Origin of the sequence: Synechococcus sp. MIT S9509, assembly GCF_047303035.1 — a bacterium.
GTDB lineage: Bacteria > Cyanobacteriota > Cyanobacteriia > PCC-6307 > Cyanobiaceae > Synechococcus_C.
Map to the genome: position 1 here is coordinate 340,971 of NZ_CP138940.1, position 22,039 is coordinate 363,009.

At 54.1% G+C, this 22,039-nt stretch carries 24 protein-coding genes and 2 pseudogenes; 8 read left to right on the forward strand and 18 right to left on the reverse strand.

Annotation, left to right across the window (positions count from 1 at the left end):
- The first annotated feature begins 278 nt into the window (after positions 1–278).
- Entirely contained in the window at positions 279–515 is a 237-nt protein-coding gene (locus tag SIB73_RS01965; protein ID WP_413439692.1) for a hypothetical protein, read from the forward strand.
- Between the two features lie 134 nt (positions 516–649).
- On the opposite strand, the gene SIB73_RS01970 is transcribed toward SIB73_RS01965, so the two are convergent.
- The 5 genes and pseudogenes from SIB73_RS01970 to SIB73_RS01990 all read right to left on the reverse strand — a co-directional run bounded on the left by SIB73_RS01970 (position 650) and on the right by SIB73_RS01990 (position 3,927).
- Positions 650–871 carry a hypothetical protein gene (locus tag SIB73_RS01970; RefSeq protein ID WP_413403357.1) on the reverse strand — a complete coding sequence of 74 codons (222 nt, stop codon included), beginning with the start codon at positions 869–871 and terminating at the stop codon, positions 650–652.
- A gap of 74 nt (positions 872–945) precedes the next feature.
- Positions 946–1,053 (reverse strand): DUF3104 domain-containing protein, encoded by a 108-nt coding sequence (locus tag SIB73_RS01975; protein ID WP_413403355.1) that lies wholly within the window; start codon positions 1,051–1,053, stop codon positions 946–948.
- 1,198 nt (positions 1,054–2,251) lie between these two features.
- Positions 2,252–2,671: pseudogene (locus SIB73_RS01980) on the reverse strand (carbamoyl-phosphate synthase); the annotation flags it as partial.
- A gap of 108 nt (positions 2,672–2,779) precedes the next feature.
- Positions 2,780–3,010 carry a DUF1651 domain-containing protein gene (locus SIB73_RS01985; protein WP_413403353.1) on the reverse strand — a complete coding sequence of 77 codons (231 nt, stop codon included), beginning with the start codon at positions 3,008–3,010 and terminating at the stop codon, positions 2,780–2,782.
- Positions 3,011–3,480: 470 nt separating this feature from the next.
- Positions 3,481–3,927 carry a cupin domain-containing protein gene (locus SIB73_RS01990; protein WP_413403351.1) on the reverse strand — a complete coding sequence of 149 codons (447 nt, stop codon included), beginning with the start codon at positions 3,925–3,927 and terminating at the stop codon, positions 3,481–3,483.
- A gap of 134 nt (positions 3,928–4,061) precedes the next feature.
- Here SIB73_RS01990 and SIB73_RS01995 point away from each other — a divergent pair, with 134 nt between their 5' ends.
- Positions 4,062–4,313, forward strand: coding sequence for a DUF3104 domain-containing protein (locus SIB73_RS01995; RefSeq protein ID WP_413406507.1), 252 nt, complete (start codon positions 4,062–4,064; stop codon positions 4,311–4,313).
- A gap of 122 nt (positions 4,314–4,435) precedes the next feature.
- Here the strand turns inward: SIB73_RS01995 and SIB73_RS02000 are convergent, their stop codons facing one another.
- Positions 4,436–4,594 (reverse strand): hypothetical protein, encoded by a 159-nt coding sequence (locus SIB73_RS02000; protein ID WP_413403349.1) that lies wholly within the window; start codon positions 4,592–4,594, stop codon positions 4,436–4,438.
- Positions 4,595–4,889: 295 nt separating this feature from the next.
- On the opposite strand from SIB73_RS02000, the gene SIB73_RS02005 reads away from it, so the two are divergent.
- Entirely contained in the window at positions 4,890–5,333 is a 444-nt protein-coding gene (locus SIB73_RS02005) for a DUF1330 domain-containing protein (RefSeq protein WP_413403347.1), read from the forward strand.
- Positions 5,334–5,372: 39 nt separating this feature from the next.
- On the opposite strand, the gene SIB73_RS02010 is transcribed toward SIB73_RS02005, so the two are convergent.
- Positions 5,373–5,543, reverse strand: coding sequence for a hypothetical protein (locus SIB73_RS02010; RefSeq protein WP_413403345.1), 171 nt, complete (start codon positions 5,541–5,543; stop codon positions 5,373–5,375).
- Between the two features lie 1,617 nt (positions 5,544–7,160).
- On the opposite strand from SIB73_RS02010, the gene SIB73_RS02015 reads away from it, so the two are divergent.
- From SIB73_RS02015 to SIB73_RS02025, 3 genes are all read left to right on the forward strand, one after another.
- Positions 7,161–7,505 (forward strand): hypothetical protein, encoded by a 345-nt coding sequence (locus SIB73_RS02015; protein ID WP_413403344.1) that lies wholly within the window; start codon positions 7,161–7,163, stop codon positions 7,503–7,505.
- 331 nt (positions 7,506–7,836) lie between these two features.
- Positions 7,837–8,049 (forward strand): hypothetical protein, encoded by a 213-nt coding sequence (locus SIB73_RS02020; RefSeq protein WP_413403341.1) that lies wholly within the window; start codon positions 7,837–7,839, stop codon positions 8,047–8,049.
- Positions 8,050–8,444: 395 nt separating this feature from the next.
- On the forward strand, positions 8,445–9,983 hold the full coding sequence (locus tag SIB73_RS02025) for a class I adenylate-forming enzyme family protein (protein WP_413403340.1): 1,539 nt from the start codon (positions 8,445–8,447) through the stop codon (positions 9,981–9,983).
- 233 nt (positions 9,984–10,216) lie between these two features.
- Here the strand turns inward: SIB73_RS02025 and ruvC are convergent, their stop codons facing one another.
- The 6 genes from ruvC to SIB73_RS02055 form a co-directional block, all read right to left on the reverse strand.
- Positions 10,217–10,681 (reverse strand): crossover junction endodeoxyribonuclease RuvC, encoded by a 465-nt coding sequence (gene ruvC, locus SIB73_RS02030; protein WP_413403338.1) that lies wholly within the window; start codon positions 10,679–10,681, stop codon positions 10,217–10,219.
- A 19-nt stretch (positions 10,682–10,700) separates the two neighbouring features.
- The gene (bchI, locus tag SIB73_RS02035) at positions 10,701–11,789 is read right to left on the reverse strand and encodes a magnesium chelatase ATPase subunit I (protein ID WP_413403336.1); all 1,089 of its coding nucleotides are present in this window, start codon (positions 11,787–11,789) and stop codon (positions 10,701–10,703) included.
- Complete coding sequence (locus SIB73_RS02040; RefSeq protein ID WP_413403335.1) at positions 11,786–13,201, reverse strand: DUF3370 domain-containing protein; 1,416 nt, start codon at positions 13,199–13,201, stop codon at positions 11,786–11,788. The genes bchI and SIB73_RS02040 overlap by 4 nt, the downstream gene beginning before the upstream one ends.
- Positions 13,198–14,295: a serine hydrolase gene (locus tag SIB73_RS02045; RefSeq protein ID WP_413439693.1), complete on the reverse strand. Its 1,098-nt coding sequence runs from the start codon at positions 14,293–14,295 to the stop codon at positions 13,198–13,200. Before SIB73_RS02045 ends, SIB73_RS02040 begins: the two co-directional genes overlap by 4 nt.
- A gap of 81 nt (positions 14,296–14,376) precedes the next feature.
- Positions 14,377–15,111 (reverse strand): RNA methyltransferase, encoded by a 735-nt coding sequence (locus SIB73_RS02050; RefSeq protein WP_413403331.1) that lies wholly within the window; start codon positions 15,109–15,111, stop codon positions 14,377–14,379.
- A 7-nt stretch (positions 15,112–15,118) separates the two neighbouring features.
- Entirely contained in the window at positions 15,119–15,436 is a 318-nt protein-coding gene (locus SIB73_RS02055; RefSeq protein ID WP_413439694.1) for a c-type cytochrome, read from the reverse strand.
- 122 nt (positions 15,437–15,558) lie between these two features.
- Between SIB73_RS02055 and petG the strand changes: the two genes are divergently transcribed.
- Positions 15,559–15,672 carry a cytochrome b6-f complex subunit V gene (petG, locus tag SIB73_RS02060; RefSeq protein ID WP_006041770.1) on the forward strand — a complete coding sequence of 38 codons (114 nt, stop codon included), beginning with the start codon at positions 15,559–15,561 and terminating at the stop codon, positions 15,670–15,672.
- Positions 15,673–15,685: 13 nt separating this feature from the next.
- On the opposite strand, the pseudogene rsmD reads toward petG, so the two are convergent.
- The 5 genes and pseudogenes from rsmD to SIB73_RS02085 all read right to left on the reverse strand — a co-directional run.
- Positions 15,686–16,255, reverse strand: a pseudogene (gene rsmD / locus SIB73_RS02065) (16S rRNA (guanine(966)-N(2))-methyltransferase RsmD); the annotation flags it as partial.
- Positions 16,222–16,869, reverse strand: coding sequence for an imidazole glycerol phosphate synthase subunit HisH (gene hisH, locus SIB73_RS02070; RefSeq protein WP_413406505.1), 648 nt, complete (start codon positions 16,867–16,869; stop codon positions 16,222–16,224). The gene hisH and the pseudogene rsmD, both read right to left, overlap by 34 nt.
- A 44-nt stretch (positions 16,870–16,913) precedes the next feature.
- Complete coding sequence (gene trxA / locus SIB73_RS02075; protein WP_066909933.1) at positions 16,914–17,237, reverse strand: thioredoxin; 324 nt, start codon at positions 17,235–17,237, stop codon at positions 16,914–16,916.
- Positions 17,238–17,452: 215 nt separating this feature from the next.
- Positions 17,453–18,616, reverse strand: a complete 1,164-nt coding sequence (locus SIB73_RS02080) for a GuaB3 family IMP dehydrogenase-related protein (protein ID WP_413403328.1) — start codon at positions 18,614–18,616, stop codon at positions 17,453–17,455.
- A gap of 63 nt (positions 18,617–18,679) precedes the next feature.
- Positions 18,680–19,267 carry a CAAD domain-containing protein gene (locus tag SIB73_RS02085; RefSeq protein ID WP_413403326.1) on the reverse strand — a complete coding sequence of 196 codons (588 nt, stop codon included), beginning with the start codon at positions 19,265–19,267 and terminating at the stop codon, positions 18,680–18,682.
- Between the two features lie 139 nt (positions 19,268–19,406).
- On the opposite strand from SIB73_RS02085, the gene gyrA reads away from it, so the two are divergent.
- Positions 19,407–22,037 (forward strand): DNA gyrase subunit A, encoded by a 2,631-nt coding sequence (gene gyrA, locus SIB73_RS02090; protein ID WP_413403324.1) that lies wholly within the window; start codon positions 19,407–19,409, stop codon positions 22,035–22,037.
- Positions 22,038–22,039 lie beyond the last annotated feature (2 nt).

Here is a 22,039-nt window from a genome sequence, read left to right on the forward strand (position 1 = left end):
CCGCCTTCTGATGTCGGATGGCTCCGCTGACGCAGAGTAGAAACACAGGCCGCCTGCGCACTGCTCTGAGGAATGACCGTTCCAGTGCAACATCAGTTTCGGTCAAAAGACAGTTCCAATCAAAAGACGGTGTCACGTTCGATCGTCAAATCTCTGGCTTCCAAGTGGAGCAGGTTCACTTGTCACCTGACAATGCAACAGCAGCAGCGCACAATTCATAGGTGCATGCAATCTGAATGAGCCCCACTTACCTGATCACCACGCCCGTTGAGGAGGATGTGCTTTGGAAAGTCAAAGCCGATAACAAAGAGGCTGCGATCAAAAACCTCTCGGAGCACTGCGCAGACCTCAAGAAGACCCCGGACGCAGTCACAATCTGCTCTTTTCAAAAAGGCATCGCCTATCGAGGGTTGCCAGACGAAACGCAGGATATCCAGCAGATGTCGATCCGGTTTGCTTCTGACAATCCTCATCGTTGCGTTGTTTTTGATGAAATTGAAGAGTACGAAGATTGAGAAGATCTGATTCAATTCATTCCAGGTTCTGAAAAGCAGGGCAGTTTGGTAGTACTGATCAATCTCCCGACAAAACATCTCACACCAATCACACCCCGCCAAGTGCGGGGTTTTTTATTGCTGCAGTAACGCCATCAGCTGAAGATCTCAGTCGTGTGCGGGAGGCTACTGACTTGCTCATTCAAAACAGCTTCGACGATGCCGTGTAAATAAGCAGCTCGACGGAGTTTTGTCATCGTTAAAGATTCAGGATTGAGTGTGCTCATGGAATTAAGAATCATTTGAAGTGCGAACAAATTTTCTGTGCGATTCATAGCAATGGTGTCGGTTGAACTCACCATCTCTGGAATCAGCACCTGGCTTGATGGTTTGTCTCAAGTAAGGCTGTGATGTTGCTCACAGTCCAATCACATCGATGCGAGGATGTGCGTCAAGAGTTGACCTGGCGGATCACCCCAGAGTCCACGTCGGCGACCTGGGACATGTTGTGGATGCTTGAGTCCCTTGCTGCTCCGCCGCAGTGGATCACTTGGCCCATCCACCAATCCTTTGCGTGTGGCTCTCCAGTTTGATAATCGTGTTTCTACTATCACCGTCTTACCTGGAGCAACGTCTTGGAAGGTCAGACGCTCTGACTCGGGTGAGCTCTAAACCCCGTGGTCAATCGACATGTACGCCAACCAGGACACCAGTACTGGCAACGGACTTGAATGGGAAAAGTCAAAAAACGCCAGCGCGTGAGGGCTGCACCAAAACCCACACCAATCCAGCTGCACCGCAGACGGCTTGAATGCTTATTTGATGCAACTCCGATGAATCCCTGCACACGCAGGCTGAAAACGACGCTGCACGGCAAGCACCGTTGCAGACAGTTGATTGATGGCGGTATCGCTGCCGTGTACTGGGTGGACTTATACGGGCAGAAGATGTAGCTATCCGCACCACAACGTACCCCAGCAAATTTCTAGAACATAGTTATCGATTGTTCTTTCTGTGGAAATCCATACCGCTCACGCTGAACCGATTGGCGAATTCATCCTCGAGGGTACTCATAAGCCATTCCGGGCCTTAGCTTGCCCAATAGGTCCCAGCTGCCGACTCATGCATTCAAAAGAATCGAGTAAAGAAAATGATCAAAGGCAATAACCACTTCAGCCAGAGATAAAGACCTTCGCAAGTTCATGTATGACCCTTTTGGGCAGGCAAATTCCTTGTCGCCATATATACACTTCGCAAACGGTATTCAATAGCTCGGAAATAATTGTAAACCAGAGTCATCTTTATTGAAGGCGCTATCGTCACGCATGGAATTCTTTATTGGAATCGCACTATTGCTGCCTATATCAGCATTGGCGATTCAGGCTTATGAGACGGATTTTGATGATGATCGTTGTGACTTTCTTTGAAAATCTCTGTTGATGATTGATGTCTCGCTTCTGAAAACAAGCATTTCCGGAAATGAGGAGTCCACTGACCGCTGAATTGAACAGATTCCCTGCTTTAGGTAATGCGCCTTCGCCACCCTTTCAGCGGCGTTGCTTTGCCTTTAACTAATAATTGATGTGCTCAATCGTGCCAGGTATTGAAGGCTGATTTGTGAGCCTTTGAGGATGGCTGAAGAAATAAAATCCCCTGCAATTGCAAGAGCTTTGGGTTAGGGCCTGCAATATGAATGCCTTAAATAGCACCACCATACAAATGATTTGGACAAAATTCAGTCATTGCATTGCTTCATAGACGCCGGTATCGGCAACACCTGATTTCAACGACCGGTTGTCATAACCACCATTCAGCCCGTACATCCAACTGCGATCGCCATTGAGCCAGCGATAGCCAATACGCGTTGAGGTGCTGACGGTGGTGCCAGCAACTTCTGTGTTGATGATGCTGCTATCTCCTCCACGGTCAGCGAAGTTGGCGTTGATCAGGGCATCTACGAACCAGACGCTGTGGTCGCCAACAGAGAGAGGCAGGAAACCGCCGATTCCTGCCTGGTTCGGCGTGCCAGCACCTTGCAATGCGCCTTGGAAGCCAAAGGTGGGTTTGACCACATCCTTGAGGCTGATGCTCATCACATCACCGAGATCTTCAGCATTGCCGTCCTGTGCCTTCAAAGGCAGCGGGGTGATGGCAACAGCAGAAGCCAGCAAACCAATCGAGAGATGTCAGAGCATTGGGGTGGCGTCAGTCCGCGCATGATGCCGGGCTTTGCTTTGTTGCGCTTGCAGTAGTTACCACCTGGGCTGACAGCGTTTCCACCCGCCTTACTTCTGCATCGTTTCCCAAGCTTCGATTGCGTTGTGGCGAAGCATTCGTCTGATGACTGGCTGACCGTTGCCTGTCAGTGTCCGCGTTTCGACTTCCACCCATTGCGCCTGCTGCGTTGGAATGTCGTTCTTAAACCGACTGACCTTCTGTTCCTGGGTATTCACCAGCCAGCCGACTCCGTTCTTCGCTGCATGGCGGCCAACTAGCGGGCGGTCCTTATTCGGCATGGCGCCACCTTGGCGAATTCACTCGTATGGGGGATGACCATGCAAAGCACTAATCCGAGGCTGATGGCATCCAAAAGGAGAAACCCATGTGCTGCGACAACCCAAATGCTGACCATCACAAAAATGACAAGCCAGCGAAAGAAAAGCCTTAGAACGATCAACCCCAATCGATCGGTTCACCACTGATTAACTGCCGAGCACGGGCTGCCATTGCCTGATGCTCGGTTTTTGTTTCGCATAACACCACGTTGGCGAAAACGGATTGCGAGATAGCACCGCAGCAATTCATATGTCTTTGATCTGCTGCTTCGGCAACGCATGAAACCATGCGGCGTCTGGAATCTCAGGGCCAACTTGCAGATCCTTCGGCTCTTTGAACGTTACCCGTCAATCAGGTGTCCGGCAGGGCACATAATCACCCCCTTCGATGCGGACACTGCCCAGGACTGACTGTGCTCCTTAGAACCCGCTCATTTCTGGGTGTAATAGGAGGTTGGAAGGCCAACTGCACCCGCATAAAAGACCAATGCCTTGGTGACTTCTGTCCCTGTGTTTTCACAGGTATGCAGATCATTTTTGAATGTTGTTGGGAGAACATCTCCTGCCACAAAGCGCTTCGAAACTCTCGTGGCAGGAACCTCGCAAAGAAGTTCTCCTTCTTGAATCAGAGCTGCTCCTGGCATGTCATGGGAGTGTGGTTTTGATTTGGCTCCTGGCTGGAAGATGACTTCTTTAACGGTGATTTGTGGTGTGCCTTGGGGATATTTGTATTGATCTCCCTTCCATGAAGCTGATGCTTGAAGCAGCACTTCAGAAGCGATGGGCTCAGGCTTTTTCTCTGCCTGTTCAGCAAGAACTATCTGAGTAGTGCAACCAACCACGAGCAGGGCTGAAGCGGTGAGTTTGGTGCGGATCATGTGGCCTCTGGTGTGTGTGGTGGATTGCCTGCCTGCCACGTGGTCTCCCGACTGCCTGAAAGGTAGAGGGCTATCAGCAATCAAATCTTTTGCTCAGCGAAAGCTTCGCTTGCCAACTGCCCGACGCGCGGATAGTGCAGCTGTACTGTCAGAGAGGCGATGTCAGGTCAGGGAACTTCGTCATCGTGCGTGCACCACAGGAAGTAACCCGTGCTGAAAAGGACTTTTGGTGGATGGGCCAGGTGCTCTGCTGTGAAGGCGGAGCCAGAGACTCAAACATCAACTCGCTGTTTCAAGTTGCAGATGTCGATGACGGTGCAGTCAGGTGGGTCAATGCCGATGAGGTGATTCACATTCTCCACTCAATTGACGGGCTCTTTGACTGACTGAACTACAGCAGGGTTGCCCTTCGTGTTTGAGCTCAATCTGTTGGAGCTTCTCGTGGACTGCAATCTCTACAAGGTGAGACTGCAGCCCAGTCTTGGCTAAGTATTGGGCTGTTTATTTGTTATTCACTTGGCTTGCTATCAGGATCTCCTTTGCGGCATACCCATTCAGGCAAAGGTTTGCCGTCTTTGTCTTTGCAGTCCTCAAAGCTGCTGGCATCAATATTGCAGCCAGCAATGATGAATGACAAAGCAAAAACGCCAAAGACTTTTTGATACATGATCAATTGTGTTCTTTATTCAAGTAAGTGACTCAATATCAGACCATATTCAATGTCACAAACATTTAAGCTACGGCCAGGGTAAGGCAGCAAGCTTCTTGTGGTTTCATTAAGCACTTATGAAATCCAAGCTTGCAATCATCGCTTAGTAAGAACATCTATGTGCTTGCCGCAAAAACTTACTGGCATAGAATCAAACCCCGATATGTCAATCAAACTCCGGGCCCCTCTGCAAGCTGGTTGTCGTTTCTCGTTTTTCTGAGCTATTGATGGATGTTAGTAGTGGTCAGTACCGATGGTGGCTCCAAGAATTCAAGCACTTGCCGGGAAAACTTCTTTAACAGCTATGAACTATAAAATAATTGCTGCATTCCTGGTCATAACTTCTATACCGACCCCAGTTCATGCGGCTGAAAATACTGACGTGTGCAGCCAAAAGCCGGTAGTCATGGTGGTCGATGGAGTAACCGATGATCGTAAACAGATGGCTGTATACGGGCAGGCACTTAAAGCATCAGGACTTCACCAAAATGCGGGCTCTTATTACTTAAACGATCCTCGACCGCTGCGTATCCTCGAAGGGAATCGAAACCAGAATCATGTGACATTGCTGATTAATTTCCCTTCAGAATGTGCAGCTCTTGAATTCTGGAAATCTCCCATTTACAACCAGAAAATTAGGCCTCTCAGGAAGGGTGCAGGTGATTACACCGTCGAACTTTATCGACTCCTTGAATGAGCTATTCAGCGTACCTACTCCATAACAAAGACTGTCCACTCATCTCTTCAGTGGAACTGCCTTGTCTAGACGCTCATCCCTGAGTCGTTCCAGTTGTCCCTTGCTTTCAGCTGGTCGATCAATGCTTCGCTGTCTGCCTTGATCGACTCCCACCACCACCACACTCACCAGGGCAAGCACTGCAATCGTTCCTATCTGAAGAGTCCTCACTGTCTCTGCCTATTGGCTGGCTTTGTCTCATTAAAGAGGGGGCTTGGGAGCCCCCCTCCTTTATGGGCACAGACGCAGAACTAAGAGGTTTCCTTTTGTTTCGATTCTTTGAGTTGTGTTCCCAAGAACATTCGTATTGGTGAGGTCTGCATACAAATCAAGAAGACCCGAGGAACACCTGCTTCTGGTGATGACAAAGTTCTCATGGGTAGGGGGGAAGAAATGCCCCCTCCTTTATGGGAGCTCATCACCCCTGTGATTCCCGAACTTGGATGAGTCGCTAATGAAGGTTGGGTCAACCGTCAGTTATTAACTCTTGCCGCCCAACCCTTAGTTTCTACGGTCTCTGAGTCGTATTGATGAAGGATGTGAAAGCCAGGGGCAGGATGTGATAGTCCCTGCCTTTTTTCTAATTACATCACTGCAACCATGCTCTATCTGTTGAGTGCATCCCGTTGCCAGCGGAGTTTATTAGCATAGCAAAGAGCGAGGAAAAAGCAAGGCAGTTGCGCATTCTCAAAAACTTAAGTTATGTAAGGATTTTTATGTCCATATTGAATAACACGATTCAATTATTCATCGTCAAAGGACGACTATGGATTTACCTCAACTCACTTTGAGCAAGCGTGACGCCAGGTCACTTGAGGATTGGTGGAAAATAAGAGTCAGGGACTTGCTTTTGAACAAGCGATTCCAGGATGCTGACGCGCTTTATCGAGAGTTTGATGTTCTCGAAACCAGTACCTAGTGAGAAATACTCAACGTCGATACCTATTCCCACTAGAAACCGCGTAAGAACAGAAGATAGCGAAAGCGAAGGCAAGAGCCAGTACTAAGACAGCCATGACCAGAGATGGATCGAGGACTCATTAAGGCGAAGCCACGAACTAACTGCCAGCAGCAAGTCACTACTGAATGCAACCCACAACCTGATCGGCTTTCTGCTCGCCAGACGGGAGTCATTGCTTAATAAGACCTACTACACATAGGAGGAGGCATAAGACCCCAGACAGGATGGGACAGGGGAGGGGGTGCGAGGACACCACACACCAAGGCCTTTAGGGGGGCCTCCCTGTGGCCTTATGAGCATTGATGATCAACGCAATGATGTGATGAGCGATGAGTGAGGGGGTGGGTGAGCACTCATACGGGTAGTTGTTTGTGGTGATCGGGCATAAGGGAATAAGCCTTAGACCTAATGAGGGATGACCAACTCACCACACCACTGACGACAGTGCTTGAAAGCTTCTCCAAGGACCGAGACCAGATAAAAAGAAACCCCCGCCGAAGGCAGGGGTTCTAAAACTCTTTTGGGAGTGTTGCCTTGTTTCCACCCCGCGAGTGTTTTCTCCTCACATCCCAACCTTATGCAGTGGGATCTTGTTTGCAACCAGTTGTGACCAGCGGGATGAATGGCACAAGCTTTGGCTATACCTGAGGCAGTTGGTTCTCCTCACAGAGATTCCAACTCCTCACACCCACCAAAGGCCCGATAGACGTCCGGGTCTTTTTTATTGGTTGGACTTACTCAAAAGCTGAGCCGCTGGCCATAAGAAGGACTTCCGTTCTACTTATGGCGATACACACCAGAACTGATTGACGAGATCTTTCGCATGGGTGGCTTTTGATCAGAATCTAGATATTTTAAATTTGTTGTTCATTAGAAGTTCTTCAAGAATGAAAACATTCAAACTTCTCCCAGTATTGCCTTTGACCTTGATCACTGTTTCATGCGAAATGGGGGCAAAGACTCCAGACGGTTCGGATGTAAGGATTAAAGAGATTTGCGCTCAATATAGATCCGAAGAACTCACTAAAGATGAGGCTTTGGATCGGCTGGGGCTCAATGATGAAGTAGAAGCAAATACTGTTGATGGATCAATAGATACTGATGAGCTGATTTACGGTGTCTGCGATCCCTCAGCAGCGAAGGATCGAGGTGATGTTGAAGATGATATCTAATTATCGATTCAACGACTTCAGTCCTGTTGCCACCAAGGCTTCTCATCAATGGAAGGCCCTAGCTAATTTGCTTGATAGCCTTGCTTATTGAACATGCACAACGTGAACCAAAATTTTTAGTCCTTCGGTTAGTATTTTTTAACCGACATTCTTGTCATGGCGTCTTGCAAAATCTGTAAATCCAGGTGGATTGAGGCGGACAGAATTGTCCTATTCGAGACTGCAAGTCTTGTTATGCGGCTTTTCCTTGAAAGGAGGTGAGGAAACTGTGTTGCGTAATACAGCAACCAGTCGTTACATTTATTAATATTGAATTAACTGGTTTATTCCCATGCCTGCGGCATCCAGCAAGTTCACTCCAGATCCCTACAAGCTTTTCAGTGAGAAGCTGAATGGACGTGCTGCAATGTTAGGTCTTGGTATCGGCTTGGCTGTTGAGGCTCTGACCGGTAAGGGCATCGTTGAACAAGTTGCTATGTTCAACCAAGCGTCCGTTCTAGATCTTTCCTGGATTAAGGGATTGCTGGGTTTGATGTTCAGCTGACTGCAATGGTTGGAACTGCTGGCGCGTAGCCTCTGTACTTTTCTCTCGTAGGTTTTTGCTGAGCTCGAATGCACAATACTTTCAAGCTGCACGGCTTGATTCTGCAAAATTGGTAATTTTCAGTTTGCATCTAAAAAGCCTTAGTTTTTATGTTGAATCATTATTTTGCGGAACATCGCTGCCTTTTTAGTCACATTTCTTTTTGGTACTTATATTCTCACGATTCTTAGGCAGCGGGATTACTCAACAGCAGGAGCGAGCAATTTAACCAAGAGGTGGTTGAGCAAGTCTCAATCAGGAAATTTCTAGTATTTCGCTTTGATTCCTTGCACTGAGGCTCACTGACTTGGCAGCAGGCAAAATCAACGTTTATAAATGGTCACCAGCCGAGAACCATGCCTTTTGCAGGACGTGACTTATCTGCGCCCTTTGATCTGAGCAGGTGGCCTCTGTTCAATGCATGTCTTGATCTTGAAGGACCTGCATTGAATGATCTTCATGGAAGTCTCAGCTGGTCTGAGCTAGAGAAAGCCTGTTTGATCACAGCAAGCAGATATCTGAAGCTTGGAGTTCAACCAGGCGATCGAATTGCTTCGCTCATGCCAAATGGTTTGCAGTTGGTTGTTCATTATCTGGCGGGTTTACGTTGTGGAGTAATCCTGACTCCTCTTAACTATCGATACACCATTCGTGAGATTGATCATGCTTTAAAGCTGACCCAGCCTTCGCTCATCCTCCTCCATCCTGAACGTCAAGAGGATATTGATTGCAGCCTGGCTCCCGGTCTTTGTCGGTTGGGTTGCATCACACCGGATGAAATCAGAGTTGAAGACTATTTCGATGATGGCTCATATGATCACCATCTTTTATTGAAACATAGAGATAGCGATGAACCTTGCTTTCTTTTTCTGACTTCTGGCAGTACTGGTCGACCCAAGGCTGCAACCCACACCCTCAGAAGCATGGGTTGGATGATCGCATCGATTCAAAAGGCAGCCGATATCACGGAAAAACAGCGCATTCTTGCTGGAACATCTTTATCTCATATTGCTTCTACGTTATTGGTGATAGCGGCCTTAAGTCGTGGAGCTCAGGTTGCAATTCCAAATGATCTCAGCAGCTCCAGTATTGAAATCTTGCTGCGAAGACACCGTCCTACTTTGGTGATGGCCCTTCCCGTAACGCTTTTCAATCTTGTGCGTGATGAGAATTTAAATTGTGATGACTTCAACTCTGTACAGCTTTGTATCAGTGGTGGGGATAAGGTAAATCATCAGTTGCAAGACGAGTTTAATAATGTCACTGGTTTGAAAATTGATGAGGCCTATGGCATGAGTGAGATCGGATTTGCGACTCTTTCTCCGGTAGACGGAGAGAATCGTCTTGGTTCAATCGGTCGTTTATGTCCAGGTTTTGAAGGCTCAATCCGTGATGATAAAGGGTTGGAAATCAGTGAGGGTGAGGAGGGCTTGCTTTGGATTCGATCACCGTCCAATACCATTGGTTATTGGGATAATGATATTGCTACGGCGGAAACGGTTCAGGGTGAGTGGCTGAATACGGGAGATATTATGAGGGTTGATTCGGATGGTTATTTATGGTTCTGCGGACGTCGAAAGCAAATAATCATCCATGATGGTTCCAATATCTGTCCTCAGGACGTAGAAGACACTCTGATGGAACATCCTTCGGTGAACTGCGCTGGTGTAATTGGTGTAGAGGATGCTATTCATGGTCAGAATGTCCATGCTTATGTGTCACTGAAACCGGCCGCCACCGCACCTTCAGAAAATGATCTGATTGCATTTTCACGCGAGCGTGTTGGTTATAAAGCCCCTGAAGTGATTCATTATCTCACGTCCATTCCTCTTAACTCGGTCGGAAAAATTGATCGTGTTGCTCTGTCCCGAATGGCGCATTCGAATATCGATTGATAGACGCATCATTGCATCAACAACTAGCGCTGGAGGCGGGTATATCAAAACTCAGGAGAGTATTTCTTTGTTATCACTCCATGAGCTTTTCTCATCACGCCTGAACCCTGTTGATCCAGCTTCAGGTACTTCAGCAGGGGGGCTTGGGCCATTGCCGGGATTAGGCAGCGGTTGAGGCAATTTTATGGGCAACGTCCAGTGATGCTAAGAGATCCTGCTCTGTATCTACGTTTCTATCTCTGAAACCAGCCCGTCAACGCAACGGCCAGTGCATCTGCGGCGTCGTCGGGTCTGGGCGGAGACTCAAGGTTGAGCTCGCGCATCACCGCTTCGAGAACTTCATCTTTGTCAGCATGGCCATGGCCGGTGAGAGCCTGCTTGATCTGCATCGGCGGGAATTCAACCACCGGCAGTCCGAATCTGCTGAGGGTCATGATCACTACGCCGCGTGCCTGAACGACGGCGATGGTGTTGCTGGAGCGATAGAAGAAAAACTTTTCAACAGACGCCATTTCCGGACGCCACGCTCTGATCAGCTGGCGAAGATCCCTGGCGATCTCCACCATTCGCTCGCCTTCTGATCTCCCCGGGTCGGTGCGGATGATGCCGCAGTCGAGCATGGTCTGTTCACCATCAGCGGTGTCGATCACTCCGTAACCAACCCGGGCAAGCCCTGGGTCGATGCCGAGAATGCGCACGGCTAAGCCCGCGATCTCATCAGGCGACCAGAGCCAGTTCGAATTCGGCCCTGTCGCCGCTTTCGCTGCGTTCGAACACCTTGCAGAACACTTTCACAACTCGATCACCGGAATCGATCTGTTCCAGTGGATCCTTGCGTAAGCGATGCCTCAGGCAGCATGACGCCACCCGAGCCACATCCTCTTCCGTGACTTCGGTGCGGCCTTCAAAGGCTGCCAGTGCGCGTGCGGCCCTGTTGGTCACGATGTCACCGCGCAAACCGTCGACATCCAGTTCGCCGCACACTGCGGAAATCCTCAGTCTCAGGTCATCATCGATTTCGACCTGATCAAGACGCTGTTGAGCTTCCACCACCCTTTCCTGAAGCGCTTTCTGGCCCGTCTCAACCGAGGCGGCGAAGCTGTCGGGGTCTGTGTCAAAAGCTGTGCGCTGGTCCACCACCTGTACACGAAGTTCGGGATCTCTGACGGTCCTCACCTCAACACTCATGCCGAAACGGTCGAGCAGCTGAGGGCGCAGTTCCCCTTCCTCAGGATTACCGGAACCGATCAGCACGAATCGGGCTGGATGTCGTACAGAGACACCTTCCCGTTCAACCGTGTTCCAGCCTGAGGCGGCGGAATCAAGCAGGACGTCAACCAGATGATCGTCCAGGAGATTCACCTCATCCACATAAAGCAGGCCTCGGTTCGCTTTGGCCAACAGACCTGGTTCGAAAGCTCTGACTCCTTCGCTGAGGGCTTTCTCAATGTCGATGGTCCCGCACAGGCGGTCTTCCGTCGCGCCAAGCGGGAGATCAACCATGGGGACCTGGCGGTCTTCGGTCGCCAGGGTCTCCCCATGCTCGAGCCGCTGACGTACGTCGCTGCTCTGCAGATCTGGGTCGGTGGGTGAGCTGTTGTAAGGGTCTCCTGCAACCACCTCAATACCAGGAAGCAAATCGGCGAGTGCCCTGATCGTGGTTGATTTGCCTGTGCCCCTGTCGCCCATGATCATCACCCCGCCGATGCGGGGATCGATCACGTTGAGCAGCAGAGCCAGCTTCATTTCCTCCTGACCGATCACGGCCGTGAAGGGAAAAACTCTGCGCTTGCGCGGTGAACTCACGGACGATCGGCTGATGCTCCTGTGGATTGTTTCACAGGTCGGAGGGACAGCACCTGGGGAGGTGTGGCATCGGCTGGGTACACCAGGCGCACCCTCACCGAGCGGCTTTGCCCAGGCTTGAGGGTGATCTGCCCAAGTTCAGGGCCCTCTTGCCCCCGGCGTAAGACGAGGTGAAACCGCCGCCGACCGCTGGGTCGCCCTTCTTGGCCGTCGAGCCCAGTCACCTCGATCGGACCACGGAACATCACCGGACCGCTGTTGCTGCTGCTGAAGACCAGCTGGCCGTTGCCGCTTCCGGTCTTGTTTGGAGATTCCAGAGCGATGGCCACCGTTCGTTGCTCTGATCCCTGATTGCGCAGGGGGAGCGTCAGGTCGTACTCAACGCCGTAGTTCCCGTGTGCGGCCCAAGCGGTGCCTTTATCGAAGGCCTTCAGCTCAGCGGTCTGGATCTGGCCCGTCTGTAGCTCTCCGCGTTCCAGGCTGCTGATTGGCCAGGAGATTGGGGCGTCTGCCACATTCAGGGAATCGCTTCCTGGATCGACCAGGGTTGCCTTCCAAGTACTGCCGATCTGCACCCCGCTGACCCGTGAATAGACCATGCGTCCTCGGGCGCCACGAGGGGTCGGTTGATGTTCCTTCGGACTGTGTTTGCCTGTTTTGAGAAGCTTGCTCCACGTCTGAGGTCCTGGAGCTTTTTCACCGTTTCCGTAGGCGGCCAGCGTGGCGATATGCACAGGACCTGAGCTCTGAAGTCGCAGCTGCAGGTTGCGGCCGTTGAGAAGCGGGTCCAATCCGGCGACCGGAATCGGAAGCACCAACAATGGCGTGACCGATCCAGGCTCGATGTGCCATTCCCTAGGCAGCTCCCTGGCGATCTCACCGCGAAGCAGGTCGCCAGCAACCTTGCTGCCGGGACCTGATGAGAGTGCTGTGCCTGACTCAGCCATCAGGGCAGGCAAGGGAAGGAATGGCGAGGCGGTCTGGCCCTTCCGGGTCGCCTGCGAAAGAGAGGTACTGCCATCAAGAAGTCGTAGCTTCACAGGGGTGTCACCAGATGGCTCTGCCACAACCGCAAGCCAAAGCGTGGAGTCGAGTTGCTCGGGCTGACCGGCGTAAACGTGATGGCTGAACAGATCAAAGCGCCCGTTCAGCGCAACATTCAGGCCTGGCGCCAGAGGGAAGGTTGAAACGAGAATGCCCTCCCCGGTGATCAGTTCCGGATTGTTGTCATTCACCATCAGCAGGTCATCCAGCTGACCTGGAAGTGCACGCACCTGGCTGGGACGAATCAGGGTTTGCTCAGCTGGTTTCTGCTGATCAGCGGCAAGAGGTGGAGGCGCGAGCAGCGTTGGCAGTGAAGCCGTCGCCACGGTCAGAGCGACCATGGCCTGCAGGCGGTGGAGACGAGTCATGGGTCGATGCTGGCGGCACTTTGCGTGGAACGTGCAACGGCGGGTTTGGGTTTGAGAACCGGCGCCATTGCGGCTGCCAGCTTGCGGATCAGCTCCGTCGAGCGGGGATCGTTGAACGGTCCCTTCACCAGGAAAGCGGCCACGGCCCTGCTGCCATCAGGTAACTCAATCAAGCCGGCGTCGGCGTAGGCGATACCGATGTCGCCGGTTTTATTCAGCACCCTGTAACCCTTCACCATCAGGCTGTCGTCCGGCTCCCCCTGGCGCCCGCCGAGACCACGCAGCAGTCCCCGCGGCAGCAGGGTGTTGGTGATGGATGTGCCCATCACCTCCCGAAACAGATCCCGGCTGCGGATCGAGAGCGCCTCGCCGGTGTCGACCAGCGCGATCGATCGAGCCAGGTCTCTGGCGCTGGTGCTGTTGGTGCCCTTGAGATCGGGCAGCCAATCATTCACCTTGGTGGCGCTCAACCCCAGAGCATTGAAACGGGCATTCAGTGACTCCTGACCACCCAGGCGTTCGATCAACAGATTGGTAGCGGTGTTGTCGCTCACCCGGATCATTTCAGTGGCGACTTCGTGGGTTGGGAAACGGGTGCCGAGGGGCTTGGATGCCATCCATCCGGCACCGCCACCGACCACGGTTTCGTTGAGTTGCAGGGGTTCGTTCCAGCTCAGTCGACCCGCATCAATCTCTTCAAGAGCAACAAGCAAAATCGGGGTTTTGATGGAGCTTGCCGCTGGCAGAGCAGTGTCTGGTTCCAACTGGGCATAGCGGCCGTCGTCCAGCACGAGCATGAAGGCGCTGACGTCCAGGTCGGGTTGCTCCGCTGCCAGTGTCCGCCAGCGTTCACTCAAAGGCTGGAGTTCATTGCGGGTCTCGAAACGGCCCAGAGAGTCGGTGCGACTGGGAGACTTTGCCTCGCTGGTGGCGGCAGTTGCACCAGTTCTGGTATTGCTCTTTGGGTTCTGTCCGGACAACGGCCGCCAATCAGGCAGTGCCAGCTCTCCCTTCTCGACCGCCGGGCCAGCCAATTTCAGCACGGAGCCCGTGATGACGCCGAGACCGATGCCCATCAGAACAAGTCGAAGCATCAGTCGCAGAGGACCGCCCCATCCGGGTTTTTGGCGTCTGGATCGACTGGAGACCAAGGGACTGCGCGGGAAAGCCAGAGATTACGGGCGGTGGCAACGAATCGCCCAACGAAGTTGTCTGACCATGCCGCGCAGCATGGCCAATTCCTCAGGACGCACCAGAGATCGTTGCAGCAGGCCTTTGATCTTGGCCATCCTCGCCCTGGCGGTGTGCTTCAGCAGGAAACCAGCCTCCAAAAGCAGATCTTCCGCGTCATCAAGGCAGTCGATAAGCTGGGTTGGCTCGGCTGTTTCCGCACACTCAAGAATTTGCGGCGTCGTGCCGGAGGGTTGCCGTCGAACCCTTTCCAGTTCATGCAACATCACTGCCACCGCATGGGAGAGATTCAGCGATGGATAGGCTTCTGTGGAATGAAGCCGGACAACGCGCTGACTGAGCAGCAGCTCTTCATTACTCAGTCCCCGGTCTTCTCTGCCGAAGACCAATGCGACCTGTGCAGCTGATTCAAGCCCCTGTTGCACCCAGGGCATGACCTGTTCTGGGGCCTGAAGGGGAATCTCTCCATGTTCGATGCGCCCGCAGCTGGCCACCACGCGCTGGCAATCGGACAGTGCTTCGAAGAGTGTCGGGAACTGACGTGCGTGCTCCAGCACCTGTCCACCGTGGACGGCCATTCGTTGGGCGTCGGGATCACCCGGATTGCAACGTGGAGCGACCAGTCTCAGATCTTCAACAGCGAAATTCGCGCAGAGCCGAGCCACACTTCCAAGGTTGAGCGGACCGGCTGGTTCAACCAACACCACGGTGAGGCTCACGTCGGTATCAGTTCAGGGTGTGCAGATAACTCAGCAGGTCGGCCATACCCTCGGGCTCAATCTCAAATCGTGGCATCGGAGGTGTTTCGCCGCTCACGATCTGGTGAATGATTGAGCGGTCCGGTCGTCGTTCGCTCACGGCCTGGAGGCTTGGCCCAACAAGGCCCTGCCCTGCGATGCCGTGGCATCCAGCGCAGTTGATGCGGAAGAGTTGAGCCCCATGCTGGACATCGCCATTCACAGACAGTGCAGCCCTGCTGTAGGGGTCAAGACGCGTACTGAGATAAAACCATGCCCCGAGGACGATCGCTGTGATGACAGCCATGACGATCAACGCCGTCACCAAACCACGGCGTTCCGAGGTTGCAGCAGTTGATGACGGTGTCGTCACAGTTGCGTCACGTGCATGGAACAATTGTGGTCAATCCTTCCACTCGGCGCGACGCCATGATCGAACCACTGCTCTGCGGCATCGTTCTTGGTCTGATTCCTGTCACACTTCTCGGCCTATTTGTCGCGGCGTGGAATCAGTATCGCCGTGGCAGTGCTCTGGGGGGTTGAGAATCAGCAGGCTGCTGCTTCCGTACTGACGCTGATCGGCTGCGCTCCAGCCAGAGGGCAACGGGATTGTTTCCTTGCTCGAATGTTCGCAGATCACCAGCCCTTTTGATCGCACCCATCGCCCGCGATCAAGCATGTCCAAGGCAGGGCAGTAAAGCCCCGAGGCGTATGGAGGGTCGAGATAGACGATTGAAAATTTCTCTTCACTGCGGAGACGCCCCTCCTTCAGCCAGCTGAGCAGATCTTTCCTGATCACCCTCACCGTTGCATCGCAGGCATCTTTGGCAGCCACAAGCTCCAGGTTGTCCCGACAGATCGCAGCAGTTCGCGGATCCTTCTCCACGGCCACCACGTGGGACGCACCTCGCGTCAAAGCCTCGCAACCCATGACACCGCTTCCGCTGCAAAGGTCCAGCCAGTGGCATCCTTTGATCCTGGAACTCAGGATGTTCATCAGCGCTTCACGGACGCGTGAGGTGGTGGGTCGTGTGCCCTGACCCTGAGGGCTGCGGAGCCGCCGCCCTCCAATCAAGCGCAGTTGTGCAGCTTTCACTGGGATAGGGGAGCACCGGACTGGAGCCATCGAATCCAGTATTTCAGCAACTGGGCACCCGCTTTCGCTGATTTTTCGGGGTGAAACTGACAGGCTCCGGTGCGGTGCTTCCACACCATGGCCGTGGCATTGGTTTGGCCGAAGCTCACGGTTGCCGCAAGATCAGAGCCCCTTTTGGGGACCGCGGCATAGGAGTGCACGAAATACATCCACGGTTGCGCCGCTTCCGCTGGCAGAAGTGGGCAGGGCTGTTGTGATCTCAGTTGGCCCCAGCCCATGTGGGGTATCGGTTCACCCTGTTGATCAGGAAGACGCTGAACGTTTCCCTCAAAAAGTCTCAATCCCTCCCTGCTTCCCTCATCACTGCGTTCAAAGAACAACTGAAGGCCAAGGCAAATCCCCAGCAAGGGGCGTTTGTTGTTGTGCCAGCTGCGCAGATGTTCAACCAGTCCGGAGGAATCAAGCTTTTCCATTGCGGGATCAAAAGCTCCGACTCCAGGCAGGATCAGCGCCTGACATGAGTCAAGATCCCTGGGACTCCTCACTCTGACAAGAGCCTGGCCCAATCGACTGAAGCTCGTCTCAACGGAATGAAGATTGCCCATTCCATAATCGATCAAGCCGATCGTTCGAATCGGCTTGATTGAGGTCTCGGGGAAGTGGTCGTCTGACGGAGTCAGTGGCGGACTCAGAGGTACTTGGCGATCGTGCCAGAGAGGGTTGCCTTGGGAACGGCACCGACCACGGTGTCAACCTTCTGCCCACCTTTGAACACCATCAGAGTCGGAATGCTGCGAATGCCGAACTGGCTTGCCACGTTGGGGTTTTCGTCGGTGTTGAGCTTGAACACCTTGATTTTTCCTTCGAACTCCTTGGCAATCTCATCGACGATGGGAGCCACCATGCGACAGGGACCACACCAGGGAGCCCAGAAATCGACCAGCACGGGGACGTCGCTCTGAAGGACGTCCTGTTCGAAGGAGGCGTCGGTGACAGCGGCAGCGCTGGACATTCAGGATCGGTCGAATTGGGCGAAATTTAGCAACCGTTTCTGAGGTTGCTGCTCAATTGCCCAGCTCTTCACCTGAACTGTGATGGATCACCTGATTACAGAAAGCCCGAACGCGTCGGGCCGGGGGGTGTGAGGAGTGTGTGAGCCGAAACTCGCACGTTTCAATTTTACCCTTGTCTCGGCAGGATCACTCCTGTCTTGACGCGAGAATGCTCCTATTTGCCCATGCCGAGGTGCTGGGCTTTCTGGTACACCTTGCCTTCGGTGAGCAGCGACGGCGCAACCACCACTTCCACCTGCTGCATCTCTTTGATGGTGCGGGCCCCGAGGGTTCCCATGGAGGTTTTCAGGCACCCCAGCAGATTATGGGTTCCGTCATCGAGCCTGGCCGGTCCACGAAGAATCCGTTCGAGGCTTCCTGTGCTGCCGACATTGATTCTGGTGCCGCGAGGCAGAACAGGGCTTGGGGTCGCCATGCCCCAGTGGTAGCCACGGCCTGGTGCTTCTTCTGCTCTGGCAATCGGTGATCCGATCATCACGGCATCAGCTCCACAGGCGATGCACTTGCAGATGTCTCCACCGGTCACGATGCCGCCGTCAGCAACGATGGGAACGTACCGATTGCTTTCCTTTCGGTAGTCCTCTCGAGCCGCGGCGCAGTCCGCAACCGCCGTTGCCTGCGGAATGCCAACTCCCAGAACACCCCTGGAGGTGCAGGCAGCTCCGGGGCCGATCCCCACCATCACGGCAGCCGCCCCGGCGCGCATCAGCTGAAGAGCCACGTCATAGGTGACGCAGTTGCCGATCACAACCGGAACTCCCATGTCCCTGCAAAGTGCCTGCAGATCAAGGGTGTCCTGCCCCTCAGGTCCGACGTGGTTCGTCGACACCACGGTGGCCTGAACGAAGAACAGATCGGCCCCTGCATCGGCGATTGTCTTGCCGAAGCGCAGGGCCGCAACGGGGGTTCCGCTGACAGCTGCAATGCCACCCTGGGATTTGATGTCCTGGATGCGTTTGCGGATGAGCGACTCCTGAACCGGCTGGCTGTAGATCTCCTGCATCAGAGGAACGAACTCATCCTTGCCAACGGATGCGATGCGATCCAGAACGCTGTTCGGGTTGTCGTAGCGGGTCTGCACACCCTCCAGATTGATCACACCGAGAGCCCCCAGCCTGGACAGGTTGACGGCCATGTCCACGTCCACAACGCCATCCATGGCGCTGGCGATGATCGGAATTTCGCGTTCGATACCTCCAATCGACCATCTGGTGTCGGTCACCTCCGGATCCACGGTTCGGCCGCCAGGCACCAGTGCGATTTCATCGATGCCATAGGCCCGGCGTACAACCTTGGAGCGTCCGAGCTGAATGTCCACCGCAGGAGCTAACAGAGTTGGATCAAGCTACCAATCGGTGATTCGTGCTCCATGACGATTGCCTCAGGATTTTGAGCTGCCGCGCAGGCTGGTCCAGAGATCGTTCAGATTGGCTGAAATCTTTTTCCGCTCTTCGGCGCGAACCAGGCGCGTTGCTGCAAACCAGACGGCATAAAACGTACCGACCAGCTGAAACAGCCGGGGCGCAAGAGGAACCGTGGCGATCGCGTCGAGAATTCCTCCATAGATCCGCATCGTCAGGATCACAACAATGAGTCCTCCCAGCAGAAGCAGAGGCTGCCGGAGGCTCTGCCATTGCTCCTGAAGGTTGTTCGCTTTGAAGAACTGACCGATGCGGTCGGACAGCATCTCCCATTCGCCTCCATCAACTCCGCCGTCGTCAGCAGGTGCCTGAGCCGGAACGCTCACGCGCTCTGCAATGGAGGGTGAGGTCGGCGCTGCGACGGGTTGCGCCGCTGACTGGGGTGAAGCTGATGTGTCGGATGGAGCAGAGGCGGCGGGAACCGATTCTGTGGTTGCTGCGCTGAGGTCTGTCTTGGCTCCTCGATCATCGATGTTTTCCTGGGCAGGTCGATCCGGCTTGATCGGTTCGGCAGGAGGTTGAGTTTCGGGGGGCTGGTCGGACGACATCAACTTCAGTCCAAATGGCGCCGCCAAAGCGTAAGGGCCTGATCCGTGATTGATTCCACACAGACAGCAAAAGGTGACGCAGCTGGTGTCATCCGATCACGCTTCCGCGATAAACTGACAGGCGATCTACAGGTCTTGTATGGCGGATTCAGTGGGGCCCGGCAGCGGCGGTCCCGGCGATTCCGACGATCGGATCATCCAGACGGACCTGCGAAACGAAATGTCGCGCTCGTATCTCGAGTACGCGATGAGCGTCATCGTCGGCAGAGCCCTGCCCGATGCCCGTGATGGGCTCAAACCGGTCCATCGAAGAATTCTCTACGCGATGTACGAGCTGGGTCTCACCAGCGATCGTCCCTACCGCAAGTGCGCGCGTGTTGTGGGTGAAGTTCTCGGTAAATACCACCCCCACGGAGATACCGCCGTCTACGACGCACTGGTGCGCATGGCCCAGAGCTTCTCCATGTCAATGCCCCTGATCGACGGGCATGGCAACTTCGGCTCTGTGGACAATGATCCTCCAGCCGCAATGCGGTACACCGAATCGCGGTTGCAGGCGCTGACCACCGACTCTCTGCTCGAGGACATCGAGGCGGAGACCGTCGATTTCATCGACAACTTCGACGGTTCGCAGCAGGAACCCACGGTTCTGCCATCGCGGATCCCTCAGCTTTTGCTGAACGGCTCTGCAGGCATCGCCGTTGGCATGGCGACCAACATTCCTCCACACAACCTCGGAGAGCTGATCGCTGGTCTTCTCGCCCTCATCGAGAATCCCGATATCGGTGATCAGGAGCTGATGGCCCTGATCCCAGGTCCCGATTTTCCGACCGGTGGTCAGATCCTGGGTCGCACCGGAATCAAAGAGACCTACCTCAGTGGTCGCGGTTCGGTGACGATGCGCGGCGTGGCCGGCATCGAAACCCTTGAGGTTCCAGGCCGTCCTGATCGCGACGCCGTGATCATCACCGAACTTCCCTATCAGACCAATAAAGCGGCGCTGATTGAGCGCATTGCCGAGATGGTCAACGACAAGAAACTGGAAGGGATCTCAGACATCCGTGATGAGAGCGATCGCGACGGCATGCGCATTGTCGTTGAACTGCGTCGTGATGCCTATCCGCAGGTGGTGCTGAACAACCTCTACAAACTCACCCCTCTTCAGAGCAATTTCAGCGCCTACATGCTGGCGCTTGTGAATGGTGAGCCGATCCTGCTCACTCTGCGCAAGATGCTCGATGTGTTTCTCGACTTCAGGGTTGAGACGATCGAGCGCCGCACGCGCTATCTCCTGCGCAAGGCTGAAGAACGCGATCACATTCTGCTTGGCCTGCTGCTGGCCCTCGATCAGCTCGATCCGATCATTGCTCTGATCCGAGCCGCTTCCGACACCGCTACAGCTCGTCAACAGCTGCAGGACCGTCATGGTTTGAGCGAGGTTCAGGCCGACGCGATCCTGCAGATGCAGCTGCGTCGACTCACCGCCCTTGAAGCCGACAAGATTCGCCTAGAGCATGAGGATCTGGTTGCCAAGATCGCTGATTACAAAGACATCCTCGGACGCAGGGAGCGCGTCTTCGGTCTGATCAAGGACGAACTCCACCAGCTGAGAGATCGTCATGCTGTTCCCCGTCGAACTGAAATTCTTGATCTTGGTGGCGGTCTCGAAGATATCGATCTGATCGCCAACGAGCGGTCAGTCGTGCTGGTGACCGAAACGGGCTATCTCAAGCGGATGCCGGTGAGTGAGTTTGAGGCCACGAGCCGGGGCACGCGCGGCAAGGCCGGCACGAAAAGCCAGGGTGAAGATGCGGTGAAGCTGTTCATCGGCTGCAACGATCACGACACCCTGCTGCTGTTCAGTGACAGAGGTGTGTCCTACGCCTTGCCGGCATACCGTGTCCCTCAATGCAGCCGAACAGCCAAGGGAACGCCCGTGGTGCAGTTGCTGCCGATTCCCAGAGAGGAGGCGATCACATCGCTACTGGCGGTCTCTGAGTTCAATGACGACACCGACCTGTTGATGCTGACCCAGGGAGGATTCATCAAACGAACTCGCCTGTCGGCGTTCAGCAATATTCGCTCCAATGGGCTGATCGCAATCGGCCTTGAAGATGGTGACGCGCTCACCTGGGTGCGTTTGTCCGTTCCCGGTGACAGTGTGCTGATCGGCTCGAAAGCCGGAATGACCATACACTTCCGTCTCAGCGACGATGAACTGCGTCCTCTTGGTCGCACGGCCCGAGGTGTTCGCTCGATGAATCTGCGCGCAGGAGACGAACTGGTCAGCATGGATGTGCTGCCGGTCGAGCTTGCCGATCAGATCGCTGCAAGTTCCGACGATGGTGAAGATGAAGGGACGGCCAGTGAGGGCCCCTGGGTGCTAGTTGCTTCGGCGGCAGGCCTCGGCAAGAGGGTTCCGGTGACTCAGTTCCGTCTGCAGAAACGGGCTGGAATGGGGCTGAGGGCGATGAAGTTCCGCACGGATGCCGATCAGCTTGTGGGTCTCAGCGTTCTTGGAGCAGGGGAGGAGTTGCTGCTGGTGAGTGAAAAAGGCGTGATCGTTCGGACCAGTGCTGATGCCATTCCGCAGCAATCGCGCGCAGCCACTGGTGTACGTCTTCAGAAGCTCGACAAGGGTGACCACCTCCTCAAGGTGGTGCTTGTTCCACCGGAAGCCGACACGCATGCGCTTGATGACGCCTCAGCCGACTCTGATTCCTCCGAGGCTGCCGACGTCAACGCGGAGAGCGAGCAGGCGGACATCTGACC

Excerpts from the sequence above, each read along its gene's own strand:
- SIB73_RS02055 (WP_413439694.1), bottom strand. The coding sequence starts at position 15,436 with ATGGCTGTCATCACAGCGATCGTCCTCGGGGCATGGTTTTATCTCAGT.
- trxA (WP_066909933.1), bottom strand. The coding sequence starts at position 17,237 with ATGTCCAGCGCTGCCGCTGTCACCGACGCCTCCTTCGAACAGGACGTC.
- SIB73_RS02040 (WP_413403335.1), bottom strand. The coding sequence starts at position 13,201 with ATGACTCGTCTCCACCGCCTGCAGGCCATGGTCGCTCTGACCGTGGCG.
- gyrA (WP_413403324.1), top strand. The coding sequence starts at position 19,407 with ATGGCGGATTCAGTGGGGCCCGGCAGCGGCGGTCCCGGCGATTCCGAC.
- SIB73_RS01985 (WP_413403353.1), bottom strand. The coding sequence starts at position 3,010 with ATGCCGAATAAGGACCGCCCGCTAGTTGGCCGCCATGCAGCGAAGAAC.
- petG (WP_006041770.1), top strand. The coding sequence starts at position 15,559 with ATGATCGAACCACTGCTCTGCGGCATCGTTCTTGGTCTGATTCCTGTC.
- SIB73_RS01990 (WP_413403351.1), bottom strand. The coding sequence starts at position 3,927 with ATGATCCGCACCAAACTCACCGCTTCAGCCCTGCTCGTGGTTGGTTGC.
- SIB73_RS02025 (WP_413403340.1), top strand. The coding sequence starts at position 8,445 with ATGCCTTTTGCAGGACGTGACTTATCTGCGCCCTTTGATCTGAGCAGG.
- SIB73_RS01975 (WP_413403355.1), bottom strand. The coding sequence starts at position 1,053 with ATGGGCCAAGTGATCCACTGCGGCGGAGCAGCAAGGGACTCAAGCATC.
- SIB73_RS02005 (WP_413403347.1), top strand. The coding sequence starts at position 4,890 with ATGGTGGCTCCAAGAATTCAAGCACTTGCCGGGAAAACTTCTTTAACA.
- SIB73_RS02000 (WP_413403349.1), bottom strand. The coding sequence starts at position 4,594 with ATGTATCAAAAAGTCTTTGGCGTTTTTGCTTTGTCATTCATCATTGCT.
- SIB73_RS02085 (WP_413403326.1), bottom strand. The coding sequence starts at position 19,267 with ATGTCGTCCGACCAGCCCCCCGAAACTCAACCTCCTGCCGAACCGATC.
- SIB73_RS02045 (WP_413439693.1), bottom strand. The coding sequence starts at position 14,295 with ATGCTTCGACTTGTTCTGATGGGCATCGGTCTCGGCGTCATCACGGGC.
- SIB73_RS02020 (WP_413403341.1), top strand. The coding sequence starts at position 7,837 with ATGCCTGCGGCATCCAGCAAGTTCACTCCAGATCCCTACAAGCTTTTC.